Origin of the sequence: Providencia sp. PROV209, assembly GCF_028479485.1 — a bacterium.
Lineage (GTDB): Bacteria > Pseudomonadota > Gammaproteobacteria > Enterobacterales > Enterobacteriaceae > Providencia > Providencia alcalifaciens.
This window is the reverse complement of the sequence record NZ_JAMPNR010000021.1, coordinates 49,952-75,700: the sequence shown is the minus strand read 5'-3', so window position 1 is coordinate 75,700 and position 25,749 is coordinate 49,952. Positions and strand designations below refer to the sequence as shown.

Below are 25,749 nucleotides of genomic sequence, written 5' to 3'. Positions count from 1 at the left end.
ATTTGATGTCCTCATACTTATTTATTTGCCTTTTTGTCGTACCAAATACCTATGCCCAAGACGGGAAAGATTACTATTTTCCCTCCTCTTTAATTTCTATTGATGCAGAGCATATTGCAGACTTAAGCACATTTGAAAACCAAGGTTCACAATTGCCAGGAACCTATGACGTTGATGTTTATTTAAATGGTAATCTTAAATACAGAAGAAACATGGCTTTTGTTAAAGAACAGCACTGCCAAGAGCAACATACACATGTATCTACAACAACAGACCCTACTGGGTTGATGCCGCTGTTAACCAAACAAGACCTTACTGAACTGGGAGTGAACACGGAAACATCTGCATTCACTCAATCAGAGAGTGATCAGTGCATTAATATCGTCCAACTGATCCCTAATGCGCATACCGAATTTGATTTCCCTAAAATGAAATTAAATATCAGTATTCCACAGATAGCGTTAAGTAATGTAGCCAAAGATGAAATTTCAACAAACCAATGGGATGACGGAATTAATGCATTATTTACCAGCTATACATTAGGTATTACAGATAACCAATATAAGCATGATTTCAGTAAAAACATTTACTTAAATCTACGAAATGGCATCAATATAGGTAGTTGGCGGTATCGAGACAACCGTACATGGACTCGCTATACAAGCAAGCATAACCAAGAAAGCCACTGGCAATATCTAAACAGCTATGTCGAACGCGGGATCATTCCTTGGCGTAGCAGATTAGTTTTAGGGGATAGCACGACCAATAACACAGTCTTCGATTCACTGACGTTTCGCGGTGTGCAATTAAGAACTGACGAAAGCATGTATCCAGCAAGCCAACAAGGGTTTTCGCCTATTATTCGAGGTGTTGCAAACAGTAATGCCACCCTTGAGATTCGTCAAAATAATTATTTAATTTACCAAGCTAATGTCGCGCCGGGTGAATTTGCCATTACTGACTTAAATTCCTTGAACTCAAGCGGTGATTTGCAAGTCAGTATTCTTGAAGCTAACGGTGATATTCAATCCTTTATCGTGCCCTATGCCTCTGTTCCGGTGCTATTACGAGAAGGTCGAATGAGCTATAGCCTAACCGCCGGTGAATTTCGCTCTGATAACAGCCATTATGATACAACCCAATTTGGCGAAACTACGCTTATCTGGGGAGCATCTTCCTTAACCACACTTTATGGCGGCATTCAGTATGCCCAAAACTACTTGTCCGGTGCGATCGGCACGGGCTTTAACTTAGGGGCATGGGGGGCATTTTCAGCTGATATTACCCATGCAAATAGCCAATTAACCGATGGGAGCCGCTATCAAGGGCAATCATTGCGATTTCTCTACGCACGCGCATTCCCTGAAACGGGTACGAATATTCAATTAACCGGATATCGATATTCAACTCGGGGTTATTACACTTTACAAGAAACGTCACTGAATCGAATGTCCGGTTGGTTGTCCCAGAATGAAAGTGTTGATTCCGATGGGGAACTTAAAACCAACAATACTGATTACTTTAATCTTTACAATAACAAGCGAGAAAGAATACAAACCAATATCTCACAAAAAATAACAGGCATTGGTTCTATTTATTTAACAGGAGTCCGCCAAAGTTTTTGGGAACAAAATGGCAGCTCTGTTTCCATACAATCAGGACTAAGTAGCCAAATTGGCGATATCAATTACACGCTCTCATATGGGCTAAATAAAAACATTGATCAGTACGATGTCAAAACGACAGATAGGAATATTTTCTTAACGGTCTCCATTCCGTTGCAAAAATGGTTGCCTCAAGGAGCGCCGCCGATGTATGCCTCTTATAGTGCTAACCATGATAACCAAGGAGAGTTAATCCAGCAAACTAGCCTAAGCGGAAGTTTCCTGCCACAACAAAACCTGAATTGGAACGTAGCTCAAGGTTATTCCTCAAGTAATGGAAATGACGGAAACCTCAACTTAGCGTATCAAGGTGGCTATGGAAATACACAAGTGGGTTATAGCTACGGCAAGGATTACCGCAAGATCTCAACGGGTCTTTCGGGTGCAGTGACTTTACATTCTGACGGTGTCATTTTTAGCCAGCCTCTTGGTGAGACCAATATTCTGATTTCGGCACCGGGAGCCAGTGATATCCCCGTTGAGCACACGAGTGGCGTTAAGACGGATTGGTTCGGTTACACCATCAAACCTTACGCAACCCCATATCGTTTAAACCGCGTTGCATTAGACAGTAGCGAGTTAGATGAACAAACGGAAATTGAAAACAGCGTTCTGACAACGGTGCCCACTCGCGGCGCTATCGTCAAAGCAAATTTTGTCACTCGTCAAGGTGCTCGAGCACTGGTTCGCATTGTAAAAAATGGCAAAAATCTGCCTTTCGGTACCTTAATTTCAATTGGGCATCAAACATCCATTGTGAATGATGATGGTCAGGTTTATTTGTCTGGGCTAGAACCTTCAGGCGAACTCATCGCTAAGTGGGGACATGATGATGAAAATCAGTGCCGAGCCACCTATTCACTACCTCAAAATACAGATCAGCAATCATTAATTCGATTCGAAGTTAATTGCCAGTAATCTTGGCAATAACAAAACTATTTTAAACATTAACTTAAATAAAAGGCTTAATATGAACTTCATAACCCACAAATTCTTTAACTTAATTTTGGTCGCTAGCGTTGTCGGAGGTACCAATATCAACTTAGCCATTGCAGAAAGTGCCAATGCAATCGTTCAAATAAAAACCACTGTTTTGGCAGGTTGTACACTGGATGCGCCTGAAACTGTTTCTTTAGATAATATTCCGAGCTCTGCATTTAATGGAAAACGCGTTGGGGATAACCTAACAGACTACACGAAAACCTTTAATTTGACTGCTACATGTTCTGGAACCGATAAATATAAATACACATTCCAAGTTACAGAATCCGATGCATCCTGCATTAAAACTAATGCCGATTTTATGCGCTACTGCTTAAAATCTAATGATAAAGATATTAATTTATCGTCGACTACAGCGACCTTGAATTGGGATATTACCAAAGATGGAAATATAACACCGATAACCGTCATCCCACAGGTGGCTTCTACCACAAGCACTCCGGTTGGTGAAGTCAATGGGCAGATTACCATCACTATCGAGCCGATGTAAATTACGGATTAACCAGTAAGGTCAAGACATTGCGCCAGTTATTTATTTTTATCGTTTCATTATTTCCGCTATCTATTTATGCAGAAACAATATTTATTCTAAAAGAAACTAAAGATGTATACATTGAAGAAATTACAGCTAAAGATAGAAGTACCTCGTTTAGGTTTGAGGTGAATTACAGTAATCCCGATGGCACATCAGGTCCATTGCGATCTGCATGCTGGTCAAGCTTCGAGGAAATGAAAACCGTTTTCTATAGTCATGGATTGGGATTCTATGCAGAAACCTTTAATGATGGAAAACTTAAACTTAATGGGAGCGCTAGCGTACTAAATTATTATGGGGGTGATAATACAATTAATGGATTTACATATGTCACCAGCCTATCAGGATTTGATGATGAAACTTGGGTTTTCTACTGCACCATAGTGACAAATGATTATAGCGGAGGCGAGATACTGTTTAGGCCGACAACTCTTACCTATACCATTGTTAATTTACATGCATCAAGTATGGCGTATCCCCATATCAGCGCACCTGCAATTGTTGATTTAAAGTCTTGTTTCCCCAATCAAGAACTAGAAACCGTTATTCCTTTGACGGTAGGTTTTGTGGGGTATATAGGGCAAGATAAAAGAATGGAGTTAACCGTAAAATCTAATGATTTACCTGATAGTTTTGATATTACTCTCGATAATCAAAGTATTCTCAATAAACAACCCCAAGTTATTCAAATGCCAGCAGGGCTAAAAGAGAAACAAATTGAGACCCGTTTGAAAGGGCTGTGCCCAGATAACGCTGGAGAATATGTTTGGAACGCAGAGTATATTACGACCATTCAGTAATCTTATTTAAATATCTTCAACATTTTTATTATCCCTTGCTAATCATTAAAAAAAATCCGCCTAATTGGCGGATTAATAAATCAAATTAATAGAGAAAAAGAGAATTTTTCTAAGCAATTAAACAATAGGAATTCCTACGTGGCATATAACAATAGGCTGTCACAAACTTAACTTATTTTTTCGAAATAATTTTTGATATCCTTATGGGTATCATTTAATTTCACATCTGGAAGTTCATCTTGATGATTTTTCAATTGAAATCTTAACTCACTAAAAAAATCACCGAAGTCAAAATCTAAAACAAAAAGAATACTTAATAATGTATCTACCGAGATCCGGCATTTTCCACACTCATACCGTGAATAATGCTGTTGAGAAATACCTAATTGCTTGGCAATCTTTGCACCCGAAAATCCTTTTCTTTTACGAATACACCGAAGTTCCTTGCCTATTATAAATGAGTAAATATTACTTTCCGGTTTACTGTCTTCATCTGCATTTTTCATATTTTAGATATCTCCCTATATTGGAACGAGAGAGCCAACCTATTGACTCTCGATCCATCTGATAGATAAAACATTATTCGTTATGAGTGACTTTGATTGTATCGTCATTTGAATTTTTAAATCCGTAACGGCTTAACGGTGAAATCACTAATTCTTGTGCCTGACTTTTTACATCAATGGTTTTACTTTCATTCGGTCTTAAATAAAACTGGTCAATTGAGTAAGCCTCATGGCTCGGTAATACAGTCACAGATGGGGATAAACGAACAACTTGGTTACCCGTATTCGTTAACGTCAGCTGATTATTTTTTTGGTTAACCGTAATGTTTTTCCATGGTGTTTGGCTTAGCAGACCATTAGTCGGTGTAATTAACATTGCCACATCTTGACGAATCGGCATTTTTGCTGAGTTTTGTTTAACCGCCCCCACGCCTTGGAAAGAAACACGTAAAATTTCCTCTTGTTTTAACTCTAGCCCTTTCTTTAAAACAAAGTTGATTTGCTGGCTTTCATTTGGCTCAATACGAACAATTGGCGGTGATACCATGACGTCTTTTGCCATAGGCTTCGAACCATCCAGATCAGAAACTTTCGTCGATAATAAAATAGGCTCTTTCGATGTATTTTTTACACTAAATACTTTGCGCTCTTCACCGGCATCTAAAATAACGGTCATAGTTTCTAATTGAAAACTAGCTTTAGCAGATACGCTAATTAAACCAATTAAACCTAAAATTGTTGTATAAATTAACTTTTTCATTTAAACCTCGAACTTGTATTCAATAATAGTAAGATTAATGGCAGATAGCATCTGCCTCTTCATAAAGTGATTCAGCGGAAAATATTTCCGGCACGGTATATTTAATAATGCAATCATCTGAGTTGGGTGAGCGTAAAATAATATCCTCACCAATTTGCTCATTACTTAATAATAGATTCCCTTCTCCCATAATGACGCCCATATAATCACCTTTTTTATTTAGCACACTGGCACCAAAAGGAACGGCATCCCCATTTGCCATTTTAATACTCAGTAATAATTGCCTCATCGTCGTTGCACTAATACGCTTCGTGATGACGGAGCCTCTCGCAGCTGCCACATCAAATGAAGTGGTATCTAAACGCACATTCAATGGCAATTTCTCTGTATTTAATTGCACTGTCGATTTTTGGTTTTTCGGCAGCGATGAAATAGCCGCTGTCCCGAAATGATTCGTTATCGTTGTCCCACTACCCATGGTGTTCACTCTAACCCCCGGTTCATCAGGCACATAAACGATACCAAAAGTGTCTCCTAATGGGACGGAGGACGTTGCAAATAACCCATCGGAATACGCCAAGCCACCCGATGCAGAGACAGTAATGGAGCGCGTATTATTCTGAGACATGGAACCACTCAACGAAATATTGCTATACGCATTGGTATTATTAATACTTCCATTAATGACATTAACTTTATCATTACGACCAGCCCCAACTGAATACCTCAAATTATCACTAACTTGCTGGTTGTAATTCGCCATGACCATGTTTTTATCTTGGTAGTGCTGGCTTTGCATACTGATATTTTTTTTCTTACCTAACGGCATTGATGCATTAATAAAAATGCGACTATCTTGGTCATCACCAGTTTGATAATTCACATTCAAAGATACATCCGCAATTTTTCTGCCATAACCAATGGAATAAAATACCGTATCGGATTTATTGCCATAAAAATGGTTATGACTAACGTTAGCGCTAAAACGTCCCCAAGTAACATCTCCCCAACTTGTAAATAACGAGGACGATGTTTGTACTTCACCGCTAAACCATTTATTCGTTTTTTGTTGCTCATCCTGAGCTGGCGACTTTTTTAATAATGAGCTATCTAACATAGGAAACTGATTCGTTCGATATAAAACGGATGCACCTAATGTCATTTTTTCAAATGCGATATTGCTATTGAAATCGATTTGCTCTCCACGTTTTTCATTATTTCGAGCACTTTGTACCCCAATCCCTATAGAAACAGGGGTCACGATATCGAAATAGGAATTCACTCGCCCACTGACTGCCTGGAATGGCTCTGAATAGAGAATTCCTGCGGCATAATTTGATACACCATATTGTTGGCTTATCTCTGCACTACTAATAATTGGCTTATCCGTTTGCTGATCATTTCGGCTACGGTATCGCCCAAGTGAAAATTGATAACTCATTGGTGAAACTGCATTTTGTTGGTTTGCTGTCACCACTTGAAACTGCTGTTTCTCACCATTGTCTTGTATCACAGTGACATCTAACGGTGAGCCAATCACCACATTATTAATCCTGTTTAGCTCAAAAGGTCCTGCTGGTATCATCGTGCGATAGAGCAATCGACCATTTTGCTGTACTTCAACTGTTGAGGGTGTGCTGGCAAACCCGGTCACAGGAACAACTAAAACATTCGTCGCTTGCAAAGAGCTATCCGAATAAATCTGAACACCATCAATCGACGTTCCACCAAAAAATGCACCTTGCGTATTGAGCTGACCAATATCTAACAACGATTTTAAAGACTCGATGCTCTTTGATAACACAGTTTCATTAAACTGATATTGTGAGTCTGAATCGCCAACAGAAATGCTGCTATTATTTCTCAAAACCCAATTTTGCCAATTGATTCCTGTTTCAAATTCGCCTTGGTAAAAACGCTGGTTATAATTACCATTAATATGCATCCCATATAATTGATAATTACTCACCACACCAAATCCACCGTAAGTTAATTCACTACCTTGTAGTTTCTGATCAATATTATCTTCAGAAACCACCATATCGATACGATATGTATTAGGATGTAATGCAATCTTTGCATCTGGGTATACCTGTCCAAAGGTATTGCATCCTTCCTTTAGGTTAATTTCTTTTAATCTCAGTTTACTCATCAATCCATCAGTAAGGCATAGTTCGCCACTTTCATTGATTTCAACATTTGCGGCATATTCATTACTGCCATTTAATTTTATGGTGACATCATGTTGCCCAGGTAAAAACTGATTACCCTTCATAAAAAATTCTGCAACTTCTGCTCCATACCCTAGTGATTTTAAAGAGTCGAGATCAAAATTAATTGACGATGGTACTTCACTCTTTATAGTTTCAGATGCAACGGAATTATTTACATGCAGTACGATAAAAATTAAAAATAGTTGGCAATAAGAAAAATAGCTTTTCTTATACATTATTATTTTTATTTCCAATATAAATTATTAAAAATTAAAGTTATATTCCAAATGAAAATATAATATCTGCACTACCATCTAATTCCATTGCCTCAATAATTGGACCATTTGTCTCTTTAAGGCTATTAAGAATGGGTTTTACCGCTATATTTACGGAGAAGTTTTTCCCACTGGATAATACGTTTTCATTTGTAAACCATGCGTATTGTTTGCTTTTTAATACGGCTTCCCCCTGAGTTCGCTGAATCATTCCAACACCTTCAACGACTCCAATTCCAACAGATTGCCCATCAACTTTAGGCTGATTAAGGATGAGCTGATAGTTACCTAATCGCCCTTGGTTATTCACTTTCCCTAACCCAAAGTAACTTTCATTTCCCATTTGTGACGTATCACTTCGATTATCAGAAAACTGAATAAGTAACTGAGTCGGCGTATTGCAGGAAACTTGCCATGTTTTCGAAATCTCAGGAATTTCAGTCATCTTAATTGGGTCAAACTGGCGGGCATGCAGTTGATTAAACTGATATTGCCCGCCATCAGGGATGACAATTTCACACGTAGGAGGAGATTCAATCTGTTCAAGAATATTCCTACTTTGAAAATTATGCGAATTAGCTGCTTCACTAAAAAACAGGCTACAGTATGTAAATAACAATGTAGCTTTAGCTGCTGGCATAATAAATAAACGCATACATTCCCCAAAAAACACTTCAGATTAAAGCTTAATTAAATACCAAAGTTAAAAGCCAGCACGGCCTCTGCTTGATAATCAACATTGGACGTCAAATCAATACCAGACGCTGTTAATTGGTTGATTGAGCTAATATAAACACTACTAGTTAAAAAATCCGCGGAAAATACTTTTCCAGCTGTCAATTTATTAGCAAATATTGTTGAGCTCTTCGTACCAAAGCCATTCAGTATTTTTTTAGTCATAATGCCATTATTTTCTGTTACACCATCTTTTGCAACAAACGCAGTTTTAGCATCAATAGTGACATCAGAAACAGAAAATACTACAGCACCAATTGATTTATCCGTATGATCCGAATTCACCATAAAAAAATAATTATCGCCGCTTGCAGTAGGCCATGGTGTACTTTGATACGTATCCGTTGCTCGATATGTTAAATACGTCTCTGCATCACACGTAATAGTGACATTCTTTTTCACTGGAGACTGCAATACAGTATATGACGTTTGACTTAAATACCTTGGTGATGTTTTTACTAATTCAAAAATAATATCTGATTGCTCATGACCATTAATTAAACAAGTTGGCATTTTAACAACACCAGATACTTTTATATTTGCAGATGTACCTGCAAATACAGCTGGAGACATTAATATTGTCGATAATATTAATGTCGTTACTTTTTTCATCATAAAGCGATCCCATAATGAATAGATATAGTACTATATCCATTCATCCTAATAACGAATTTACAGTGAGAAAGCGAAAGCTAATGTTGCATAGCCATCTAAATTAGCATCACCTGAACTGGTTTTCAGCTCAGAACTCAGCGTTGGTCTTACATCAAGGTCAGCAGAAAAAATTTGCCCTGCTCTCAATGTACTTGCTGCTGTTGCCCACGCCATTTTTTTAGTTTTATCAACAGATAATGATGTTGCATATGATGTTCCATTCGATACACCAACAGTTTGAGCCGCGCTTGAAGCATCTTGTTTCACTGTCGCATTTTTCATTGTAATTGTATAAAAACCAACTTTTTTATCCGTATCAAACAGACCTAAACCGAAGTTATATACGCCAGCGGTTAATACAGAACTCGCACGGTTATCCGTTGAAGAGAATGTTAAATAGGTCGAGGCGTCACAAACAACTTCGATATTATTTGTTTTTGCATCTAATAATAAGTTACCTGATACAGGGAACATACCTGGGGACACATCAAATACATATTCTAAGTCAACTTCATTTTGACCTTTAATAGTACACGTTGGTGGCGTAATTGATCCTGTTACTTTTAAATTTGCAACGGGAGCTGCAGCTAATGTAGCACCAGAAAAAGTAATTAAAGATAATGCAATTATGGTTTTCTTAAACATGAAATAAATCCTATAAAATAAAAATAATATTTAAACAAATAAAACCCCTCCTCTTAGAATTTTAAAAAATTAAAATTCCAACAGGAAAATGTTAGATATTTAGTTGGCTTTATTTATTTTTAAAATCGATTTAATGCTAATAAATTCCATCAGCTCAATTAATTCGATGGACTCATTATAAGCATATATTTTCAGGATTTGAATTGGTCAAAATAAGGTAAAATATTTAAATTCACTTTATTACAAAGTATTTCATTATGTTTCATTATAGAAAACAAACAAGTAAGCCTTACAGATCATTTTTAGACTGTCGATCAAGTATATATAAACCTAGAATAGTCATAAAAAGAATAAAAATACAGTTTTATATGCTAAATATTCTTTTAATTTGTTTTGATCTATAAAAAAACACAATTTAACACACATACAGAGTAAAAAAGAAGATAGTAAACAGATAAGAAAAAGCAAAAAAAAATTTATACCCATAAAAATCAATTAGTTAAAAATTAATTCCTCAAAAAACGATTCACACCTATTAACAGTAAACTGAAGAAACTTTACAAACCAATTAAATTCATACAAAACTATACCCAAGTTGTTACACCAATGAAGAGTAATATTCGCTAATCAAACTATATTATCCCTTAAAAACCCCTATTTGGATAATCTTAATTTGAATACTCCCTAATTATATATACTCGCTTATTCCAATAACTGTTTTTTAAGCGGTGAATTATAGCCCTATTCTTATATAAGCGGAAAATTTATTTCTTGATCTATCCTAAAAAATAGTCATATATAATGTCTTAAATAGTAAAAAAATACGTTTTTTCCATTTACTCCTCTAAAAAATCTAATACAACGTCCTACTATTTCTTCCGTTTCTTTCTCGCAGCCACTGTTTGTTTCTTTTTTTCCACTCGATTTGATGTCCATATATCCACGTAATCCATATTCATGAGGAAAAATGTCACGCAGCTTCCCAGCACGACCATCCAAATGAGTATCGCTTTTGGAATATCTCCCAAACGGAATATTAACAACAATGGGATCAACACAATCATGCTCACAAACATAGAGCTCATCATTCCCAATACGATAGGCGCGATAAATTTTTTCAATCCAATGGCTTTCATTCCCAACGTAACCACAATACAAGCGGGGATCATACCAAACGTGGCAAACATCACGATTAGCCCTGCCTCACCTTTATCCAGCAGCCAATCGGTAAAACCAAACCATGAAAAAGGAATCGTCATCATGACAATGTCTCTCGCCCCCGTTGACCATACAGCAATGGAATATCATTGAAGCGAAACAAAATAGTAAAAATCAGATTTGGAAACAGTCGGATATTCGTGTTGTATAAGGTCACGGTCTGATTAAAGAATTCACGACGATCCGCAATTTGATCTTCAATACCTTTTGCTGAAGCTTGCAATGCCAACAAAGCCTGTTGACTTATTAATTTAGGGTACTTTTCTGCTAGTAAAAAAACTGGTTTTAAGTGTGAGTGAAATTGATTCGCTGAATCCACTTTCATGTCGAGCTGCTTCGTCGATAGATAATGTTCACGACTTTGCAGCAATTCGCTTATCAATTGTTTTTCGTGAGTCATCGCGCCTTCGGCTATCACGGTTAATTGCGGCATTAGGTCTGCTTGTTTTTTCAAAAGCACATCTATATTAGCGAAGGCTTTCTCACAATTATTTTTTAAGAAAATAATGTTGTTGTAGATCCCCACTATATAGCGAACCAAAATGGTCCCCATGACAACAGCAAAGATCCAAAAAATAATGTTATTCATATCATTCACTGTCAGATAACGAAATGTGGTTAAAATAAAGTGTTAAATATCCATCTTGATAACGCACAGGCGTCATTAATATTAAGGCAATCAGAATAGCTGCAATCATTACTGTAACGCCTAAGTTTCTACGCATTGGCGCAGACTTATTCCAACGCGTGACATAATCTGATGGTGAAACGCCTAATAGCATATGCGGTGCTTTACGGGTAATCACTACTTTGCCATTTTCGCTGTCCGCAGAACCAATCAATAAATAACGCATTCCACTTTCAAGTAAATACTCTTTATAACGACGACTACCACTTTCATAATCCATATGTGGCGTTAATCCCGTGTGAATAAAATAATCATTATCACAAATCACCTTGACCGATCCCGTATCATCCGTAATGGTGAAATTATGCAGCCGAGTTTTACTGTCTTGAAGGGTATAGCTTTTTTTACCGTCTTTATCTTTTGAAATGGAATATTCGTAATAGAAAGAGCCATAACAGCTGCGATTACCCAACTGGCTTTTGATTTCTGCACCTGATGTGATTTTTCCTTCCACTTCGACCAAACCCATCGCAATTGAGCGGATTTTTGAAGTGGCAAGATTCTTTTGAAACTTGAGAAATCGTTTTTCGGGGGTATTTTCAATAATGCCGAACACAAATGCTAAGACAAAGGCCACAAAAAAGACGCGAATATCCATAAAAAAACCTACGCCTAAACAAAGTGCTAATGCGCTACCTATCAGCGTCTTTAATAATGCTGCAAATTTTGAAGATCCTTCGTTTTGCAGGCGCTGATAGCGAGTATAAGCACTTTTCGTTACCCCTACGGCAATACGGCTCACGACAAAAGCGACGCCGACAGATGCCCCGTAGAAAAAGTAGGATTCGTATGAACTGGGTTGTGGTGAAAGGGTTACCCATGCTCCAAATAGAACAGCGAAAAAGGGAATCGCTCCCCAATTTAGTTTGCGCTTTTTTGAATATGTGCGATCTAAATAAAAAAGAATGCCACCTAATACAGCGCCGAGAACATAGTAGATATTCACCAATAATACCTTTAATTATGATTTGAATTGAATACCGTCATATTTCTTTTCAGACTCGGAAATTTCCAATAAAGGCAGCGTAGCAAAACCGAAAATATTAGCAAAAATACTGTCAGGGAACATTTGGATCGCCGTGTTGTATTCTGTCGTCGCATCATTAAAACCTTCTCGGCGCTGAGCAATTTTATCTTCTACTTCGCTTAATGCGATTTGTAATTGCGTAAATTGTTCACCAGAGATTAACGTTGGGTAATTTTCCGCAATGGCAACAAGACTTTTTAAGGCTTTATCCATTTCATTCGACGCGGCGATTTTTTCATTCACATTTCTCGCATTAAAGTAATTTTGGCGGGCATTACTTAATGAGGTAAAGAGCGCAGTTTCATGCTCCATTGATTTTTCGACAACGGTCACTAATTGCGGAATTTGGTCAGCTCGTTGCTTTAGAATCACATCAATATTGGCAAACTGATTGCTCACTTGATTCCGCGTACTCACCAAGCGGTTGTAAATGGAAATTCCCCATCCAGCTAAAATAATAAGTAAAATTAGAAGAACAATCATCGTCGTTGCCATTTCTGAGCCTTTTAATTAAGCAAAGTCATTAATATTGAGATATTTAATTTAAGTTATCGATAACATGCTTTTTATTCAATCGGAAAAATAGCAAAGAAAAGGATAATCAGGAATTTATCACACATTTCGAATCGATCATGATCACAGTAACCTGAGAAAACTAATTCAATTTTCAATGTAAAGTGTTAGCTGAAATGTTTTTTCAAAGATTCTTCTCTTCTGAAAATAATGAAACTAATTATACTCTTTCGACAATCATCGCATCCACCATAGTTTGCATTTCATCTGACAAGCTAACCCACAAAAACAAAAGAGTTATTAAATAAAAAATAAGATTTGAATCACAATTATCAATTTTTTATTTAGCATCTCTTAAAAATGACGACGTCGTCATATTAAAAATTAAACAATTTATTTATAACAATAGAGCATCACATTTCTCACACTATTATTATTTTTAGCCGTCAAACTTTACAAAGAGAACGGTTTAGATACAAAAGCGACGGTCAATGTTGACGTCAACATTATAGCCAACATCCAGAATGAGGTTATTAGAATATGAGTACCCTACCTGAAAAAATGAAAGCGGTTGTGTGTCATGGTCCCCATGATTATCGTTTTGAAGCGATTAAAAGACCAACACCAGGGTTTCGTGAAGTCGTCATTAAAGTTGACGGATGCGGTATCTGTGCAGGTGACTGTAAAGCCAATGATGGCGCTCAAATGTTCTGGGGTGAAAACCCATGGATCAAAGCACCTGTCGTGCCCGGTCACGAATTTTACGGTCGCGTTGCGGAACTGGGCGAAGGGTCCGCTGAAAAATATAAATTGAAAATTGGCGACCGTATCTTAGCGGAACAAATTGTCCCTTGCTGGGAATGCCGTTTCTGCAAGTCAGGCAAATATTGGATGTGTGAAACCCATGACATTTATGGCTTTCAAAAAGAAGTCGCAGATGGCGGAATGGCTGAATATATGCGTTTCTCTGAGCGTGCAATTATTCATAAAATTCCAGATGAATTATCGGATAAAGACGCGGCATTAATCGAGCCAATGGCTTGTGCTATCCATACTGTTCGCCGTGGTGATATTGATTTAAATGACGTGGTTGTCATCGCCGGTGCGGGTCCATTAGGTCTGTGCATGATCCAAGTTGCAAAACTGAAAACGCCGAAAAAATTAGTCGTGATTGATGCTATCGATGAGCGCCTTGAATTAGCGAAAAAATTTGGTGCGGATGTTGTTATCAACCCACTGAAAGAAGATGCTATCAAACTGGTTAAGGAGATGACCGAAGGTTACGGTTGCGATGTGTACATCGAAGCCACTGGCGCGCCTATCGGTGTGACTCAAGGGTTAGAAATGATCCGTAAACTGGGTCGCTTCGTCGAGTTCAGCGTTTTCGGTAAAGAAACTACGGTTGACTGGTCCATTATCGGTGACCGCAAAGAGTTAGATATCCGAGGCGCACACTTAGGTCCGTACAGCTATGAGGTTGCTATCGACCTGTTCAGCCGAGGGCTGGTATGTGCTGACGATATCGTTACCCACTTCTACTCAATCGATGATTGGGAAGAGGCGTTTGTTATGGCGAAATCAGCCGACTCCATCAAAGTCGTCATCAAGCCATAATGCTGTTGTCGTTCAATGATTGTGTCGTACATGAAGTGAAAATGTAATATCAGCATAATTAAAGTAAGTCATTAATAATCATAAATATTAACAGTACCCTATAACACTAAAGACTCTTTAGGAGAACATCTTATGTTGAGTAAATTTAAAAAGTTAGCTGTTGCAGCAAGCGTTTTAACACTGGGCATGGCTTTTAACGCGACAGCAAAACCTGTTTCTGTCGGAATGTCGTTCCAAGAACTGAATAACGAATATTTCGTGACAATGAAAGAGGCTTTAGAAAGTGCAACTGGTGAAATGGGTGCACAGCTGTATATTGCTGATGCGGCTCACGATGTCTCAAAACAGACTAGCGACATCGAAGATATGCTACAGAAGAAAATCGATATTCTGCTGATCAACCCTGCGGATAGCGTAGGTGCAGAAACAGCCGTATTAGCCGCAAAAAAAGCCGGTGTTGTGGTTATCGCTATTGATGCGCAAGCTAATGGTCCCATCGATTCATTCGTCGGCTCTAAAAACTATGAAGCGGGTTTAATGGCAGGTAAACGTCTGGGTGAGTCATTGGGCGGTAAAGGTCAAGTTGCAATCCTTGATGGTATTCCTGTGGTTCCAATCCTTGAGCGTGTTCGTGGTTTTGAAGCTGCCATGAAAGAGTATCCAAACATCAAAATTGTGACCAAATTAAACGGTAAACAAGAGCGTGATACTGCGATGAACGTCACTGAAAACATGCTGCAAGCTAACCCTGGCTTAAACGGTATTTTCAGCGTTAACGATGTCGGCTCTTTAGGTGCATTAGCCGCTATTGAATCTTCAGGTCGTGATGTGAAGCTAGTCAGTGTTGATGGTTCGCCTGAAGCCGTTGCTGAAATTGCAAAAGGTAATTCACCATTTATCGCAACCTCTGCACAGTTCCCGCGTGACCAAGTACGTATCGGTTTGGCGATGGGCTTAGCAAAACATTGGGGTGCTAACGTACCGAAAGAAGTTCCTCTCGATGTGAAATTAATCGACAAAACTAATGCCAAAGATTTCCATTGGTAATCAGCAATTAATAAAGTAAATAAGTAAGTCGAACTCGGTATTGCGTCTGTGGATTATATCCCTGGCGCAATCCTCTTAATAAAAATGAATGACACTATGTTTATTGGAACGTTTTTATCTTTCCAACTCGCTTTGTTACCCATTTTTAAGCGGTAAGAAAATAAGGGAAGCAACATGATGCAATTGTTAGCATTAAAAGATGTCAGTAAAACTTTCCCTGGGGTTAAGGCGCTAGATAATATTAATCTCTCTTTGGAAAAAGGAGAGGTACACGCACTGCTAGGTGAAAATGGTGCGGGTAAATCAACGCTAATGAAAGTGCTGTGTGGAATTCATAAACCAGATAGCGGGAAAATACTTATCGAAGGCGAAGAGCACATCTTCCATAATTATCGTGATGCTATCAAAGCAGGCGTCGGTATTATTTTCCAAGAGTTTTCATTAATCCCTTATTTAAATGCTTTTGAAAATATCTTTTTAAACCGGGAAATTAAAAATAAATTTGGCTTATTAGATAGAAAGCTGATGCGTAAAAAGGCGCAGATCCTCCTATCTGAATTAGGCGTTAATATTGATATTGATGAACCTATTAGCCATTTAAGTATCGCTGAGCAGCAATTCGTGGAAATTGCTAAAGCGCTATCTTTAGACGCCAAGATTTTGGTGTTAGATGAACCCACCGCGACATTAACGCCAAAAGAGGCAAATCACCTCTTTGATGTCATGCGCGACTTAAAAGCCAAAGGTGTCGGCATGTTCTTTATCTCTCACCATTTGGAAGAGATTTATGAAATTTGTGACACGATTAGCGTACTGCGAGATGGCCAATACATCGGTTCACGTAAAGTGGATGAAACTGACCTTGATGTGATCATCGAGATGATGGTGGGTCGTGAAGTTGAGAATATCTACCCGCCAAAACGTCATTTTGAGGGACAAGAGCTCATTCTTGATGCCCATATTCAACGGTTTGCCACTAGCCCAACCAACCGAATTCAACTCAAAAAAGGCGAGATCCTTGGTCTTGCGGGCTTAGTCGGTTCTGGGCGAACTGAAAATATCCTTGCCATGATGGGAGCCGATAAAGCTTACAAGAAAAAAGTGATTTTGGACGGTCAAGACGTCAAAGTGAAATCAGCGGCGCAAGCGCTACAGTTAGGGATTGGGCTGTTACCTGAAAGTCGTAAAACCCAAGGATTAGTTTTGCCATTTTCGGTGAAAGAGAATATCTGGCTAAATAACCACGCCCAAAAATTGTTCTTAATTCAAAATAAAAAAGAGCATTTGTTATCGCTTGATTTGATTTCTCAAGTCAAAGTTAAAACACCCGAAGCGGATACCGCGGTTTCAACCTTAAGTGGGGGAAATCAGCAAAAAGTGGTTATTGCGCGCTGGCTCAATAAACAAGCCAAAATTCTTATTTTCGATGAGCCTACGCGAGGTATCGATGTTGGGGCAAAATCAGAAATCTACCAGTTAATGCGTTCACTCACTGAAAAAGGTATCTCAATTATTATGATCTCCTCAGAATTGCCTGAAGTAATTGGCGTGAGTGACCGAGTTTTGGTTTTTCGAGATGGTGAAGTTGCTGCTGAATTAAGTGGGGATGATATTAACTCAACCCAAATTATGTTACATGCGGCCGGCAATATTATATAGGATCATGACTATGTCTAATCAAAGTACAATTCCACTGGCGAAGAATAAACTTAATTTTGCCAGATTAACCAAAATACCGGCATTTTTACCTCTCGTTGGGTTAATTATCTTATTTGCTTGTATGTCCATTTTTAATGAGCATTTTTTAACGGTAAATAACTTATCCACGATTGCTCGCCAAGTTTCCATTAACGCAATTATTGCTATCGGGATGACATTTGCCATTTTAACGGGAGGGATCGACCTTTCTGTTGGCGCGGTGATGGCACTATCCGGCACATTAATGGCGGGATTAATGAAATACTATGGCATGGATCCTTCCCTTGCCATTACTCTGGGTTTGCTATCAGGTATCGCGTTTGGCTTTGTTAATGGAATTTTAACCGCTTACGGTAAAATGCCACCCATCATTGTCACCTTAGGTGCGATGATTATCGCAAAAGGCTTGGCGCTCATTTATACCGGTGGTTACCCGATTTCAGGCTTGCCACAAGAGTTTGCATTTTGGGGACGTGAAGAGTTAATGGGAATTCAAGTGCCTATCCTATTAATGCTGGGTTTGTATCTGATTTTCTATGTCGTTCTCAACCACATTCCATTTGGTCGCTATATTTATGCCATCGGCGGTAATGAAGAAGCTGCGCGTTTAAGTGGTATTCGTGTTGAACGTTACAAAATGCTGGTGTATGTCATCAGCGGCTTTACCGCTGCATTCGCAGGATTAATTTTTACCTCTCGAGTAATGAGCGGTCAACCTAACGCCGGTGTCGGTTTTGAACTTGATGCGATTGCTGCTGTGGTTTTAGGCGGGGCATCTATCGCCGGTGGTCGCGGGATGATTATTGGGACACTTATCGGAGCAATGATTTTAGGTGTACTTAATAATGGCTTGAACTTATTGGGTATATCTCCATACGTTCAATATATTGTGAAAGGTTTAATTATCTGGGGTGCCACCTTAATTAGCTCAATGAAACGTTAAGTTTATATTTAGCGATAAATAGAAATAAGGATTTCATGATGAAATCCTTATTTTTTTAATCGTAAGTCACTAATTTCCCATTGACAAAGATTTGCTTAGAACCCGTTTCTTTAGTGGAGCCACCTTCTATCTCTGTAAACAATAATTCAGCTGTTCGTTTACCTAAATAAACTGAGTCATGGTGAACGCCTGAAATCGATAAATGATAAGTATCAGCATAAGGCGGTAAATCTACCGAAAAATAACGACAAGATAATCCGAGCTCAGAAATAATCTTATACATTCCCGCTGTAATAATCCCGTTTAGTCCCACAACATACATATTTGGTGTATAGAGTTCTTTGACTTTTTCTCTTAAATACTCTTCATCTTTTTTGCTAAAAATATAGCTACTGTACAAAACATGAATATTTTTATGATGCGTAAATTGATCATAAATACCCGCGAGACGGGAAAGACTAATTTCAGAATGTTCAGGACCTGAAATAATTAACGTATTTTCACTGCGTTGTTCGTTTAGATATTTTCCTGTTAGTGCCCCGATTTCAAAATTCTTCAAAAATAGCCCAGGATAATTTCTTCCATAAATAGAGCGGTCAACAAAGACTAATGGGACTTGATGCTGATCGATCAACGACAAATAACTTGGTTGGTACGCTTTATCATCACGAACAGGCGAAAGCAAAATGCCGCTGGCTTTATAGCTCACTAAGGTTTCAATCGCGGTTTGCTCCGCTTTTTCATCACTATCAGTATCAAAAATCATGACCTGATAGCCTTTTTCTTTCGCTAAGCGCGACACCGTCTGGATTAAAACCACATAGAAGGGGTTAAACGTGCTGTCTGTCACAACACCAATAATTCGGCTATTTTTATTCTTTAAGTTACGCGCAAATACATTGGGAACGTAATTTAACTCTTGTGCGATCGCGAGTATTTTTTCCCGTGTTTCTTTTTTTACCAATTCAGGATGGTTAAAAGCACGAGATACGGTAATATCAGTCACATTAGCGCGCTTAGCGATATCAATGATGGTTGTTGAACTATCTTGTTTAGTCATAATTATGCTAATCAACCTGTAATGATTATTGTATTTGGTAGGGTATAGCGTGTTTTTTGATGTCGCGGCTGAATAAGAATTGCGATTAATCCATTATACCTATTTATCATTGAAGATAAATCAGTTTTCTTTCTTATGCATCAAGCCAATCGCATCTTCTGCTTAATATTCTTAATTTTAAATTCTACCAACACAACATTAAAAAAATAAAATATTCGATTAGCGCACTAATCACATGATGATTAAAATAGAAATATTATATTAACAAACTGGGAATACCATCATTGAGAATAAAAACAAACACCGAAAATAATAAATAAATAGAAACTGAAACCACTAATAGCGAAAATATAAATTGCACAATATTAACAGGAATATAGCCAATCAAAACCCTACCAATAATCAGTCCCAAAACACAGGCTGAAATAAAGGTAATACTAACCTCTAACGGGTACTCAAACCCATTGAATATATTAATTGAAATACTAATACTGCCGATTAAAAATATCACCATTAACGAAGTAGCAATAATGCTTTTAAGATTTAAATTAGTGAATTTTCTCATGGCAGGCACAATAATAAACCCGCCCCCGACACCTAATAAGCCCGTCAGCAATCCTGCAACCAAACCTATTCCACCCAGTATAGATGCCGTTTGTATATTCCAAATAAATTTTCCAGTTTGCTGATTGATTTTACAGGGTGCATCATCAATATCGATAACCTTATTAAAAACAATACGATATGCAACAATAAACATCACAATGCTAAAGGCAAAAACCAGCCATTGTGGTGAAATAATTTGAGCTAAATAAATGCCATATTTAGCCGCTGGTATGCTAATCAATGCAATCCATATGGCAGCTTTATAACGAATATGCTGCTGAATCAGCCCTTGAATAACACCAACAAATGCAGCTAACGTTATCGCTAATAAGCCTACGGGAGCTGCCTGCGCTACATCCCAGCCTTGAGAGGTCATTAAAGCGGGGACCGCCAAAATACCCCCACCAGCCCCCGTTAATCCTAATAGGCAGCCAATAACGAATCCTTCAAAGATTAATGTGAACATAACAGCTTATTTTCTATTTTCGCAATCAGAGAAGAAAGTTGATATTCCCCGGCTATCAAATCCACCAAACGCGCATCATGAAAAAGCGCAATAGAAGGAACAGATTTAATTCCGTATTGCGGGGCTATTGTCGGAGATTGGGCGATATCCACTATTCCAAAATGTACACTCCCACCAAAATGCGAACCGCCATTATCAGAAAAGTAGTCTGCTAATTGTAAATAGATAGGCTTCATTGTTTGACAAGGCTGGCACCAAGACGCAGAAAAATAGATTAATGCCCATTGACCACTCGATTGCATTGGGTCAGATAACAATCGGCTAAAGTTCTCACTACTGATCAGGGGAACCGCGGACATGATAATTTTCCTTTTGCCAGATAGAATACGCTTTGACTATATCAGCTAAATTAACAAGGTACTTCCCTAACTATTACTCACGTTAATCTTCAGCGCCGCCGCAATCGCCAGTGGAGAGAACGTAATACTTGCCGCAAACAATGCCCCTAGAATGGCAAAATAGCCTCCAAGCTGCATATTAAAACTGTGTGCTTCCATTGTCCCTGTGGCGTAAATCAGAACCGGAATATACAACGGTAATACTAATAAGCTGACCAGAACGCCGCCTTTCTTCAGTGATACCGTCAACGCAGCGCCAATCGCCCCAATGAAACTTAATACTGGCGTACCCAATAATAACGTGCCCGCTAGCACTAGCAATGTTTCGCTATTAATCGATAACATGACCGCCGCCACAGGAGAAAGCAGTACCAACGGTAATCCCGTGACTAACCAGTGGGAGATCACCTTAGCCAACACAGTCATAAACAGTGGGTGAGGCGCTAATAGCAATTGTTCGAGAGAGCCATCCAAATAGTCATCTTTAAATAAGCGTTCTAACGAAAGCAGTGATGATAAAATTGCCGCAACCCAGAAAATCCCGACGGAAATCCGCGCCAACAATTGAGGCTCAGGTCCGATACTCAACGGGAATAACGTAATGACAATCAAAAAAAACCACAGTGGGTTGACGAGTTCAGAGAAACTGCGAAACGCAATTTTGAGCTCTCTTTTTATTAATAACCAAAACATCACTCATACCCGCCTGTCAGTTTTAACGTACCAAAATGCCCTGTCATCGCTTGGTGCGACGTAAACAAAATCATACCGCCTTGCTGGGCATGTTGATGAAAACGCTCAGTTAAACGATTAACACCTGCTACATCAATAGCCGTAAATGGTTCATCCAAAATCCACAACGGCGCTTCACTTAGCCATAGGCGAGCAAGATTGACCCGACGCTGCTGTCCTGCCGAAAGCTGCCCCACCGGAATATCTTCATATCCCATCAAAGAGACCTCTTCTAATGCAGACCAGATTTTGTCCCCTTCTGGCTCATGGTGGTACATTTGATAATAAAATTTCAGATTTTCATAAGGTGTCAGCAATGATTTTACGGCGGGTTTATGCCCCAGATACAATAGATGACGAGTAAACTCTTCCTGTAGTTTTTCAATCGATTGTTGCTGCCATAGAATCGTTCCTTCGTCTGGCTTTAATAACCCAGCCATCATGCGTAACAGGGTCGTTTTCCCTGCCCCATTCGGACCTTCCACCTGCAAAATTTGACTCGGTAAAACGGAGAAATCCAGTTGCCGGAATAACGTTCTATTTTGTCGGTGGCAGGTAATTTTATCCGCACTTAACATGGGGCTGAGTTCCTTTTAACATCCGTGAAATCGCTAGCTTTTGGTGACTTTGCTCAGCAGCATATCACTAATGCTGTCATTAGAAATTGTTTCACCGCAAAGCACTTGCATCAAAACTTCTGAGCCAAGAGAAGAGAGTGAAAATAGCATATCAGGATGCAACAAACGGATTTTATCCATATTTGACTCTTGGTTAACTAATACCACCGTTTTCGCCTCACCTTTGCTGCCTGATTGTTCTTTCACTCCCAGCAAGGCAAACGTACTCAAAGAGTCACTATCGGTCATGATAAGCACGCATTTAGCCTGCTTCACATTTGCCTCTGCCAATAATGCAGAATCCGTCGGGTCCCCCGTGACAATATTGTCTTTTTCAGGGTAGTGGCTACGGTGGCTATCTTGGCAAATGACTGCGACAGGAAGCTCCCGTTTTTTCAGCGCTTGGTAGATATTAACTGCCATCGGTGTGCTACCAATAACGACATAATGATTTTTCATATATGAAAACCTCTTACGAACAATCTCTTTCGTTCCTTTCGCTAATACACCCACCACATACACCACGGAAGTAGTAAAAATAGTGATCCCTAAAATAATCACGGTGACCGTAAATACACGGGCATCTATTGTCACGGGAACAATATCGCCAAACCCCACCGTCGTCATGCAAACAAGCGCAAAATAGAATGCCGTGGTGCCATCTTTCACAACTGGCGAGAATTCATCACCAATATACAGCGTACCGAAAATGGAGTAGATCAATAATGAAATAATACAGGTAAGCGCAACAAAACCCGCGCTACTGATACTATGTCGAGGGTAAAGCTTCCAAAACAGCGTTAATGCAACCAGCAAACCAAACGAGAAATATCCCTGTCTTACGTGGTCTACAGCGATCCGCAAATCCACAAACGCGATAATCGCCAGTAGCAATAGTGCAAAAACCCAAGCTATACGCGCACCGTTAATCATAAATAGCGATAAAAATATCAACGCGATCCCTAATAAAAAGCGCGGGATATCCAATAATTTCATAAATCCGAGGGATTTTAGCCATTCAGTAAATCCACTTTGGCGCCAATCGATATAGTCTGTGTAAGCACTCAGTACCGGTTTTAAGATTAAGCCCCCATCAACAATCACCAGAATGGAGAGCAAAATTCTTACGGCTAAAGCGGATCTCAAAAAAGCCACAAAGGCGTTATCTAGCATCGTGTTGTGCCACCCATCAATTAAATCGCCGGTTGGTATTTCCAGCGAATAGATTAACAAAGAATAATATCAATTCCATGACTTATGCAATAAATGAAAAATCTATCTGAAAAGCCTCATTTCTTAATGAGTTAATCATTAAAGGATGGATGAAAAGAAAAACTTATACATTATTTAAAAATCATTGATAATCAGTGTAATAAATTACTCATTATCTGTAATGAGTTCATTATTAATATAATTTGAACTAACTCGATGACTTTCTATCTAAAAAATGATTTTTCGACTATGGTTTGATTGTTACTTAACGAAACTAATAATTAAGAGCTAAAAATTTATGGTTAATTCGATAAAAACGGGAAAATTTAGCTGGATGTCTTTGTTCTGGCTATTAATTTATTTCTGGTATTTTTCATCTTTATTACAGCTGTATGTGGTCATCACGGGTCAAAGTAACACCATTGGATTAAGAGATTCTTTACTGTATAGCTCACTTTGGCTCGTCCCAGCATTATTTTTCCCTCGAAAAATCAAACTGGTAGCCGGCTTAATTGGGATTGTATTGTGGCTATCTTCGGTCGTCGCCCTCGCCTATTTCGTAGTCTATGGGCATCAATTGTCGCAAAGCGTCATGTTTGTGATGTTCGAAACCAATACCAACGAAGCGGGCGAATTCCTACGCCAGTATTTGAGTTTTAAAGTGATTGCGGTGATTCTTGCCTATACACTTGGCGCAATTTTCTTATGGACTCGCTTAAAACCTGTCACGCTACCAGTAACTGGGCGTGTCATTGTTTCGCTCCTGATTCTGGCAATCTTGTTTGCCGTTCCTTATTACAATAAAGCCATTAAACAACAGCGTCCTTTTGAAAACGTCGTGTCTTATGTGAACAGTAAGCTCGCGTATGCCGCACCATGGCAGTTTGTGAGTGGTTACTTCCTGTATAAGAATCAGCTCGCTAATATGGAAGAATTAATTCGCGACAATAGCAAAATTCCACCATTAGAAAATTTCGTCGATGCGAATGGCAATACCCCGAGAACCTTTGTTTTGGTCATTGGTGAGTCCACCAGCCGCGATAGAATGAGCTTGTATGGCTACTCTCGCCAGACAACGCCAGAGCTCGACCAGCTTGAAAAACAGTATCCAAATAATTTGACGGTATTTAATGATGTGGTAACACCTCGTCCTTATACCATCGAGGCATTACAGCAAATTTTAACGTTTGCTTCAGAAACTGAGCCGGATCTGTTTAATTCCCGCCCTTCTATCATGAATATGATGAAACAGGCTGGTTTCAAAACGTTCTGGATCACTAACCAGCAGACCATGACTGAGCGAAACACCTTATTAACTGCATTCTCTCGTCAAACGGATAAGCAATATTATTTGAATAATGATATGGCACAGAGCTCACGAATCTATGACGACGTGGTGCTTGATCCGTTCAAAGAAGCGTTAGCGGATCCTGCTGAAAAGAAATTTATTGTCGTTCATCTACTCGGTACGCACATGCGCTATGAGTTCCGTTATCCTGAAGATAAAGCCCTCTTTACGGATAGCAATAGCCCTGTGCCGACAAACCTTAAAGGCGACCAAATCAAAGATTACAATGCGTATGATAATGCCCAGCATTACAACGATTATGTGGTCTCTTCACTGATCAAAGATTTCGATTCATCGAAGGAAAATGGCTTCTTAGTCTTTTTCTCTGATCACGGGGAAGATGTTTATGATACGCCGCCTCATGAAATGTTAGGTCGTAGTGAAGGCAAACCAAGCAAAGTGATGTACAACGTTCCATTCTTAGTGTGGCAGTCTCCAGAATGGCTACAAAGTCACCAGTTTGATCTAAAAGATAAAACAACTCGCCCATACAGCACTATGGATTTTATCTATACATGGTCTGACTTAGCGGGTTTGAATTACACCGGTTTTGAACCACAAAAAAGTTTAATCAATAAAGATTACCAACCTCAACCTCGTTGGATTGGCGATCCTGAAAATAAAGCCTCTATGATGCTATATGATGACTTAAAGAAATAGTCATCAACCAGTGCAAGTGGGTGTTCACTCACTTGCACTATCCTCTTTCTACGACCATCATTTACATCCCATTCATGGATCTATCTTCATTTCATGTGCTACATTTTTATCTG

General features: G+C 38.8%; 24 protein-coding genes. 8 read left to right on the top strand and 16 right to left on the bottom strand.

Features of this window, described 5'->3' with window-relative positions:
- The first annotated feature begins 5 nt into the window (after positions 1–5).
- Genes PR795_RS14995 through PR795_RS14985 form a run of 3 tightly spaced genes read left to right on the top strand, consistent with a single transcriptional unit; the run spans position 6 to position 4,001 of the window.
- Positions 6–2,582 carry a fimbria/pilus outer membrane usher protein gene (locus PR795_RS14995; RefSeq protein ID WP_036962719.1) on the top strand — a complete coding sequence of 859 codons (2,577 nt, stop codon included), beginning with the start codon at positions 6–8 and terminating at the stop codon, positions 2,580–2,582.
- Positions 2,583–2,634: 52 nt separating this feature from the next.
- Positions 2,635–3,156, top strand: coding sequence for a hypothetical protein (locus PR795_RS14990; protein ID WP_036974855.1), 522 nt, complete (start codon positions 2,635–2,637; stop codon positions 3,154–3,156).
- A 29-nt stretch (positions 3,157–3,185) separates the two neighbouring features.
- On the top strand, positions 3,186–4,001 hold the full coding sequence (locus PR795_RS14985) for a hypothetical protein (RefSeq protein ID WP_181480620.1): 816 nt from the start codon (positions 3,186–3,188) through the stop codon (positions 3,999–4,001).
- A gap of 167 nt (positions 4,002–4,168) precedes the next feature.
- On the opposite strand, the gene PR795_RS14980 is transcribed toward PR795_RS14985, so the two are convergent.
- The 10 genes from PR795_RS14980 to PR795_RS14935 form a co-directional block, all read right to left on the bottom strand.
- Complete coding sequence (locus PR795_RS14980) at positions 4,169–4,507, bottom strand: helix-turn-helix domain-containing protein (protein WP_006657347.1); 339 nt, start codon at positions 4,505–4,507, stop codon at positions 4,169–4,171.
- Between the two features lie 73 nt (positions 4,508–4,580).
- Positions 4,581–5,267: a fimbria/pilus chaperone family protein gene (locus PR795_RS14975; RefSeq protein WP_036962681.1), complete on the bottom strand. Its 687-nt coding sequence runs from the start codon at positions 5,265–5,267 to the stop codon at positions 4,581–4,583.
- 34 nt (positions 5,268–5,301) lie between these two features.
- Complete coding sequence (locus tag PR795_RS14970) at positions 5,302–7,542, bottom strand: fimbria/pilus outer membrane usher protein (RefSeq protein WP_272516927.1); 2,241 nt, start codon at positions 7,540–7,542, stop codon at positions 5,302–5,304.
- A gap of 214 nt (positions 7,543–7,756) precedes the next feature.
- On the bottom strand, positions 7,757–8,410 hold the full coding sequence (locus PR795_RS14965; protein WP_006657344.1) for a DUF1120 domain-containing protein: 654 nt from the start codon (positions 8,408–8,410) through the stop codon (positions 7,757–7,759).
- Positions 8,411–8,445: 35 nt separating this feature from the next.
- On the bottom strand, positions 8,446–9,105 hold the full coding sequence (locus PR795_RS14960) for a hypothetical protein (protein ID WP_006657343.1): 660 nt from the start codon (positions 9,103–9,105) through the stop codon (positions 8,446–8,448).
- 57 nt (positions 9,106–9,162) lie between these two features.
- A complete protein-coding gene (locus PR795_RS14955) occupies positions 9,163–9,789 on the bottom strand; it encodes a fimbrial protein (RefSeq protein ID WP_036962688.1) in 627 nt (208 codons plus the stop codon).
- Positions 9,790–10,658: 869 nt separating this feature from the next.
- Positions 10,659–11,051: a hypothetical protein gene (locus tag PR795_RS14950; protein ID WP_006657340.1), complete on the bottom strand. Its 393-nt coding sequence runs from the start codon at positions 11,049–11,051 to the stop codon at positions 10,659–10,661.
- A complete protein-coding gene (locus PR795_RS14945; protein WP_006662707.1) occupies positions 11,048–11,596 on the bottom strand; it encodes a LemA family protein in 549 nt (182 codons plus the stop codon). Before PR795_RS14945 ends, PR795_RS14950 begins: the two co-directional genes overlap by 4 nt.
- 1 nt (position 11,597) lies before the next feature.
- Entirely contained in the window at positions 11,598–12,641 is a 1,044-nt protein-coding gene (locus tag PR795_RS14940; protein WP_181480618.1) for a hypothetical protein, read from the bottom strand.
- 15 nt (positions 12,642–12,656) lie between these two features.
- Positions 12,657–13,217, bottom strand: a complete 561-nt coding sequence (locus PR795_RS14935; RefSeq protein WP_006657337.1) for a LemA family protein — start codon at positions 13,215–13,217, stop codon at positions 12,657–12,659.
- A 558-nt stretch (positions 13,218–13,775) separates the two neighbouring features.
- Between PR795_RS14935 and PR795_RS14930 the strand changes: the two genes are divergently transcribed.
- The 4 genes from PR795_RS14930 to PR795_RS14915 all read left to right on the top strand — a co-directional run bounded on the left by PR795_RS14930 (position 13,776) and on the right by PR795_RS14915 (position 18,537).
- Entirely contained in the window at positions 13,776–14,849 is a 1,074-nt protein-coding gene (locus tag PR795_RS14930; protein WP_006657336.1) for an erythritol/L-threitol dehydrogenase, read from the top strand.
- Positions 14,850–15,035: 186 nt separating this feature from the next.
- A complete protein-coding gene (locus tag PR795_RS14925; RefSeq protein ID WP_392397799.1) occupies positions 15,036–15,896 on the top strand; it encodes an ABC transporter substrate-binding protein in 861 nt (286 codons plus the stop codon).
- A gap of 174 nt (positions 15,897–16,070) precedes the next feature.
- A complete protein-coding gene (locus tag PR795_RS14920) occupies positions 16,071–17,555 on the top strand; it encodes a sugar ABC transporter ATP-binding protein (protein ID WP_006657334.1) in 1,485 nt (494 codons plus the stop codon).
- 10 nt (positions 17,556–17,565) lie between these two features.
- Positions 17,566–18,537, top strand: a complete 972-nt coding sequence (locus PR795_RS14915; protein WP_006662711.1) for an ABC transporter permease — start codon at positions 17,566–17,568, stop codon at positions 18,535–18,537.
- A gap of 55 nt (positions 18,538–18,592) precedes the next feature.
- On the opposite strand, the gene PR795_RS14910 is transcribed toward PR795_RS14915, so the two are convergent.
- From PR795_RS14910 to PR795_RS14885, 6 genes are all read right to left on the bottom strand, one after another.
- Positions 18,593–19,597, bottom strand: coding sequence for a LacI family DNA-binding transcriptional regulator (locus PR795_RS14910; protein ID WP_181480617.1), 1,005 nt, complete (start codon positions 19,595–19,597; stop codon positions 18,593–18,595).
- A 256-nt stretch (positions 19,598–19,853) separates the two neighbouring features.
- Positions 19,854–20,669: a sulfite exporter TauE/SafE family protein gene (locus tag PR795_RS14905; protein WP_181480616.1), complete on the bottom strand. Its 816-nt coding sequence runs from the start codon at positions 20,667–20,669 to the stop codon at positions 19,854–19,856.
- Positions 20,657–21,028: a thioredoxin family protein gene (locus PR795_RS14900; protein ID WP_006662714.1), complete on the bottom strand. Its 372-nt coding sequence runs from the start codon at positions 21,026–21,028 to the stop codon at positions 20,657–20,659. Before PR795_RS14900 ends, PR795_RS14905 begins: the two co-directional genes overlap by 13 nt.
- 66 nt (positions 21,029–21,094) lie before the next feature.
- Complete coding sequence (gene ccmB / locus PR795_RS14895) at positions 21,095–21,760, bottom strand: heme exporter protein CcmB (RefSeq protein ID WP_006657329.1); 666 nt, start codon at positions 21,758–21,760, stop codon at positions 21,095–21,097.
- Complete coding sequence (ccmA, locus tag PR795_RS14890; protein WP_006662716.1) at positions 21,760–22,377, bottom strand: cytochrome c biogenesis heme-transporting ATPase CcmA; 618 nt, start codon at positions 22,375–22,377, stop codon at positions 21,760–21,762. Before ccmA ends, ccmB begins: the two co-directional genes overlap by 1 nt.
- 33 nt (positions 22,378–22,410) lie before the next feature.
- Positions 22,411–23,589: an NAD-binding protein gene (locus tag PR795_RS14885; protein ID WP_006657327.1), complete on the bottom strand. Its 1,179-nt coding sequence runs from the start codon at positions 23,587–23,589 to the stop codon at positions 22,411–22,413.
- A 337-nt stretch (positions 23,590–23,926) separates the two neighbouring features.
- Between PR795_RS14885 and cptA the strand changes: the two genes are divergently transcribed.
- Positions 23,927–25,636: a phosphoethanolamine transferase CptA gene (gene cptA / locus PR795_RS14880; protein WP_006657326.1), complete on the top strand. Its 1,710-nt coding sequence runs from the start codon at positions 23,927–23,929 to the stop codon at positions 25,634–25,636.
- The last annotated feature ends 113 nt before the right edge of the window (positions 25,637–25,749 follow it).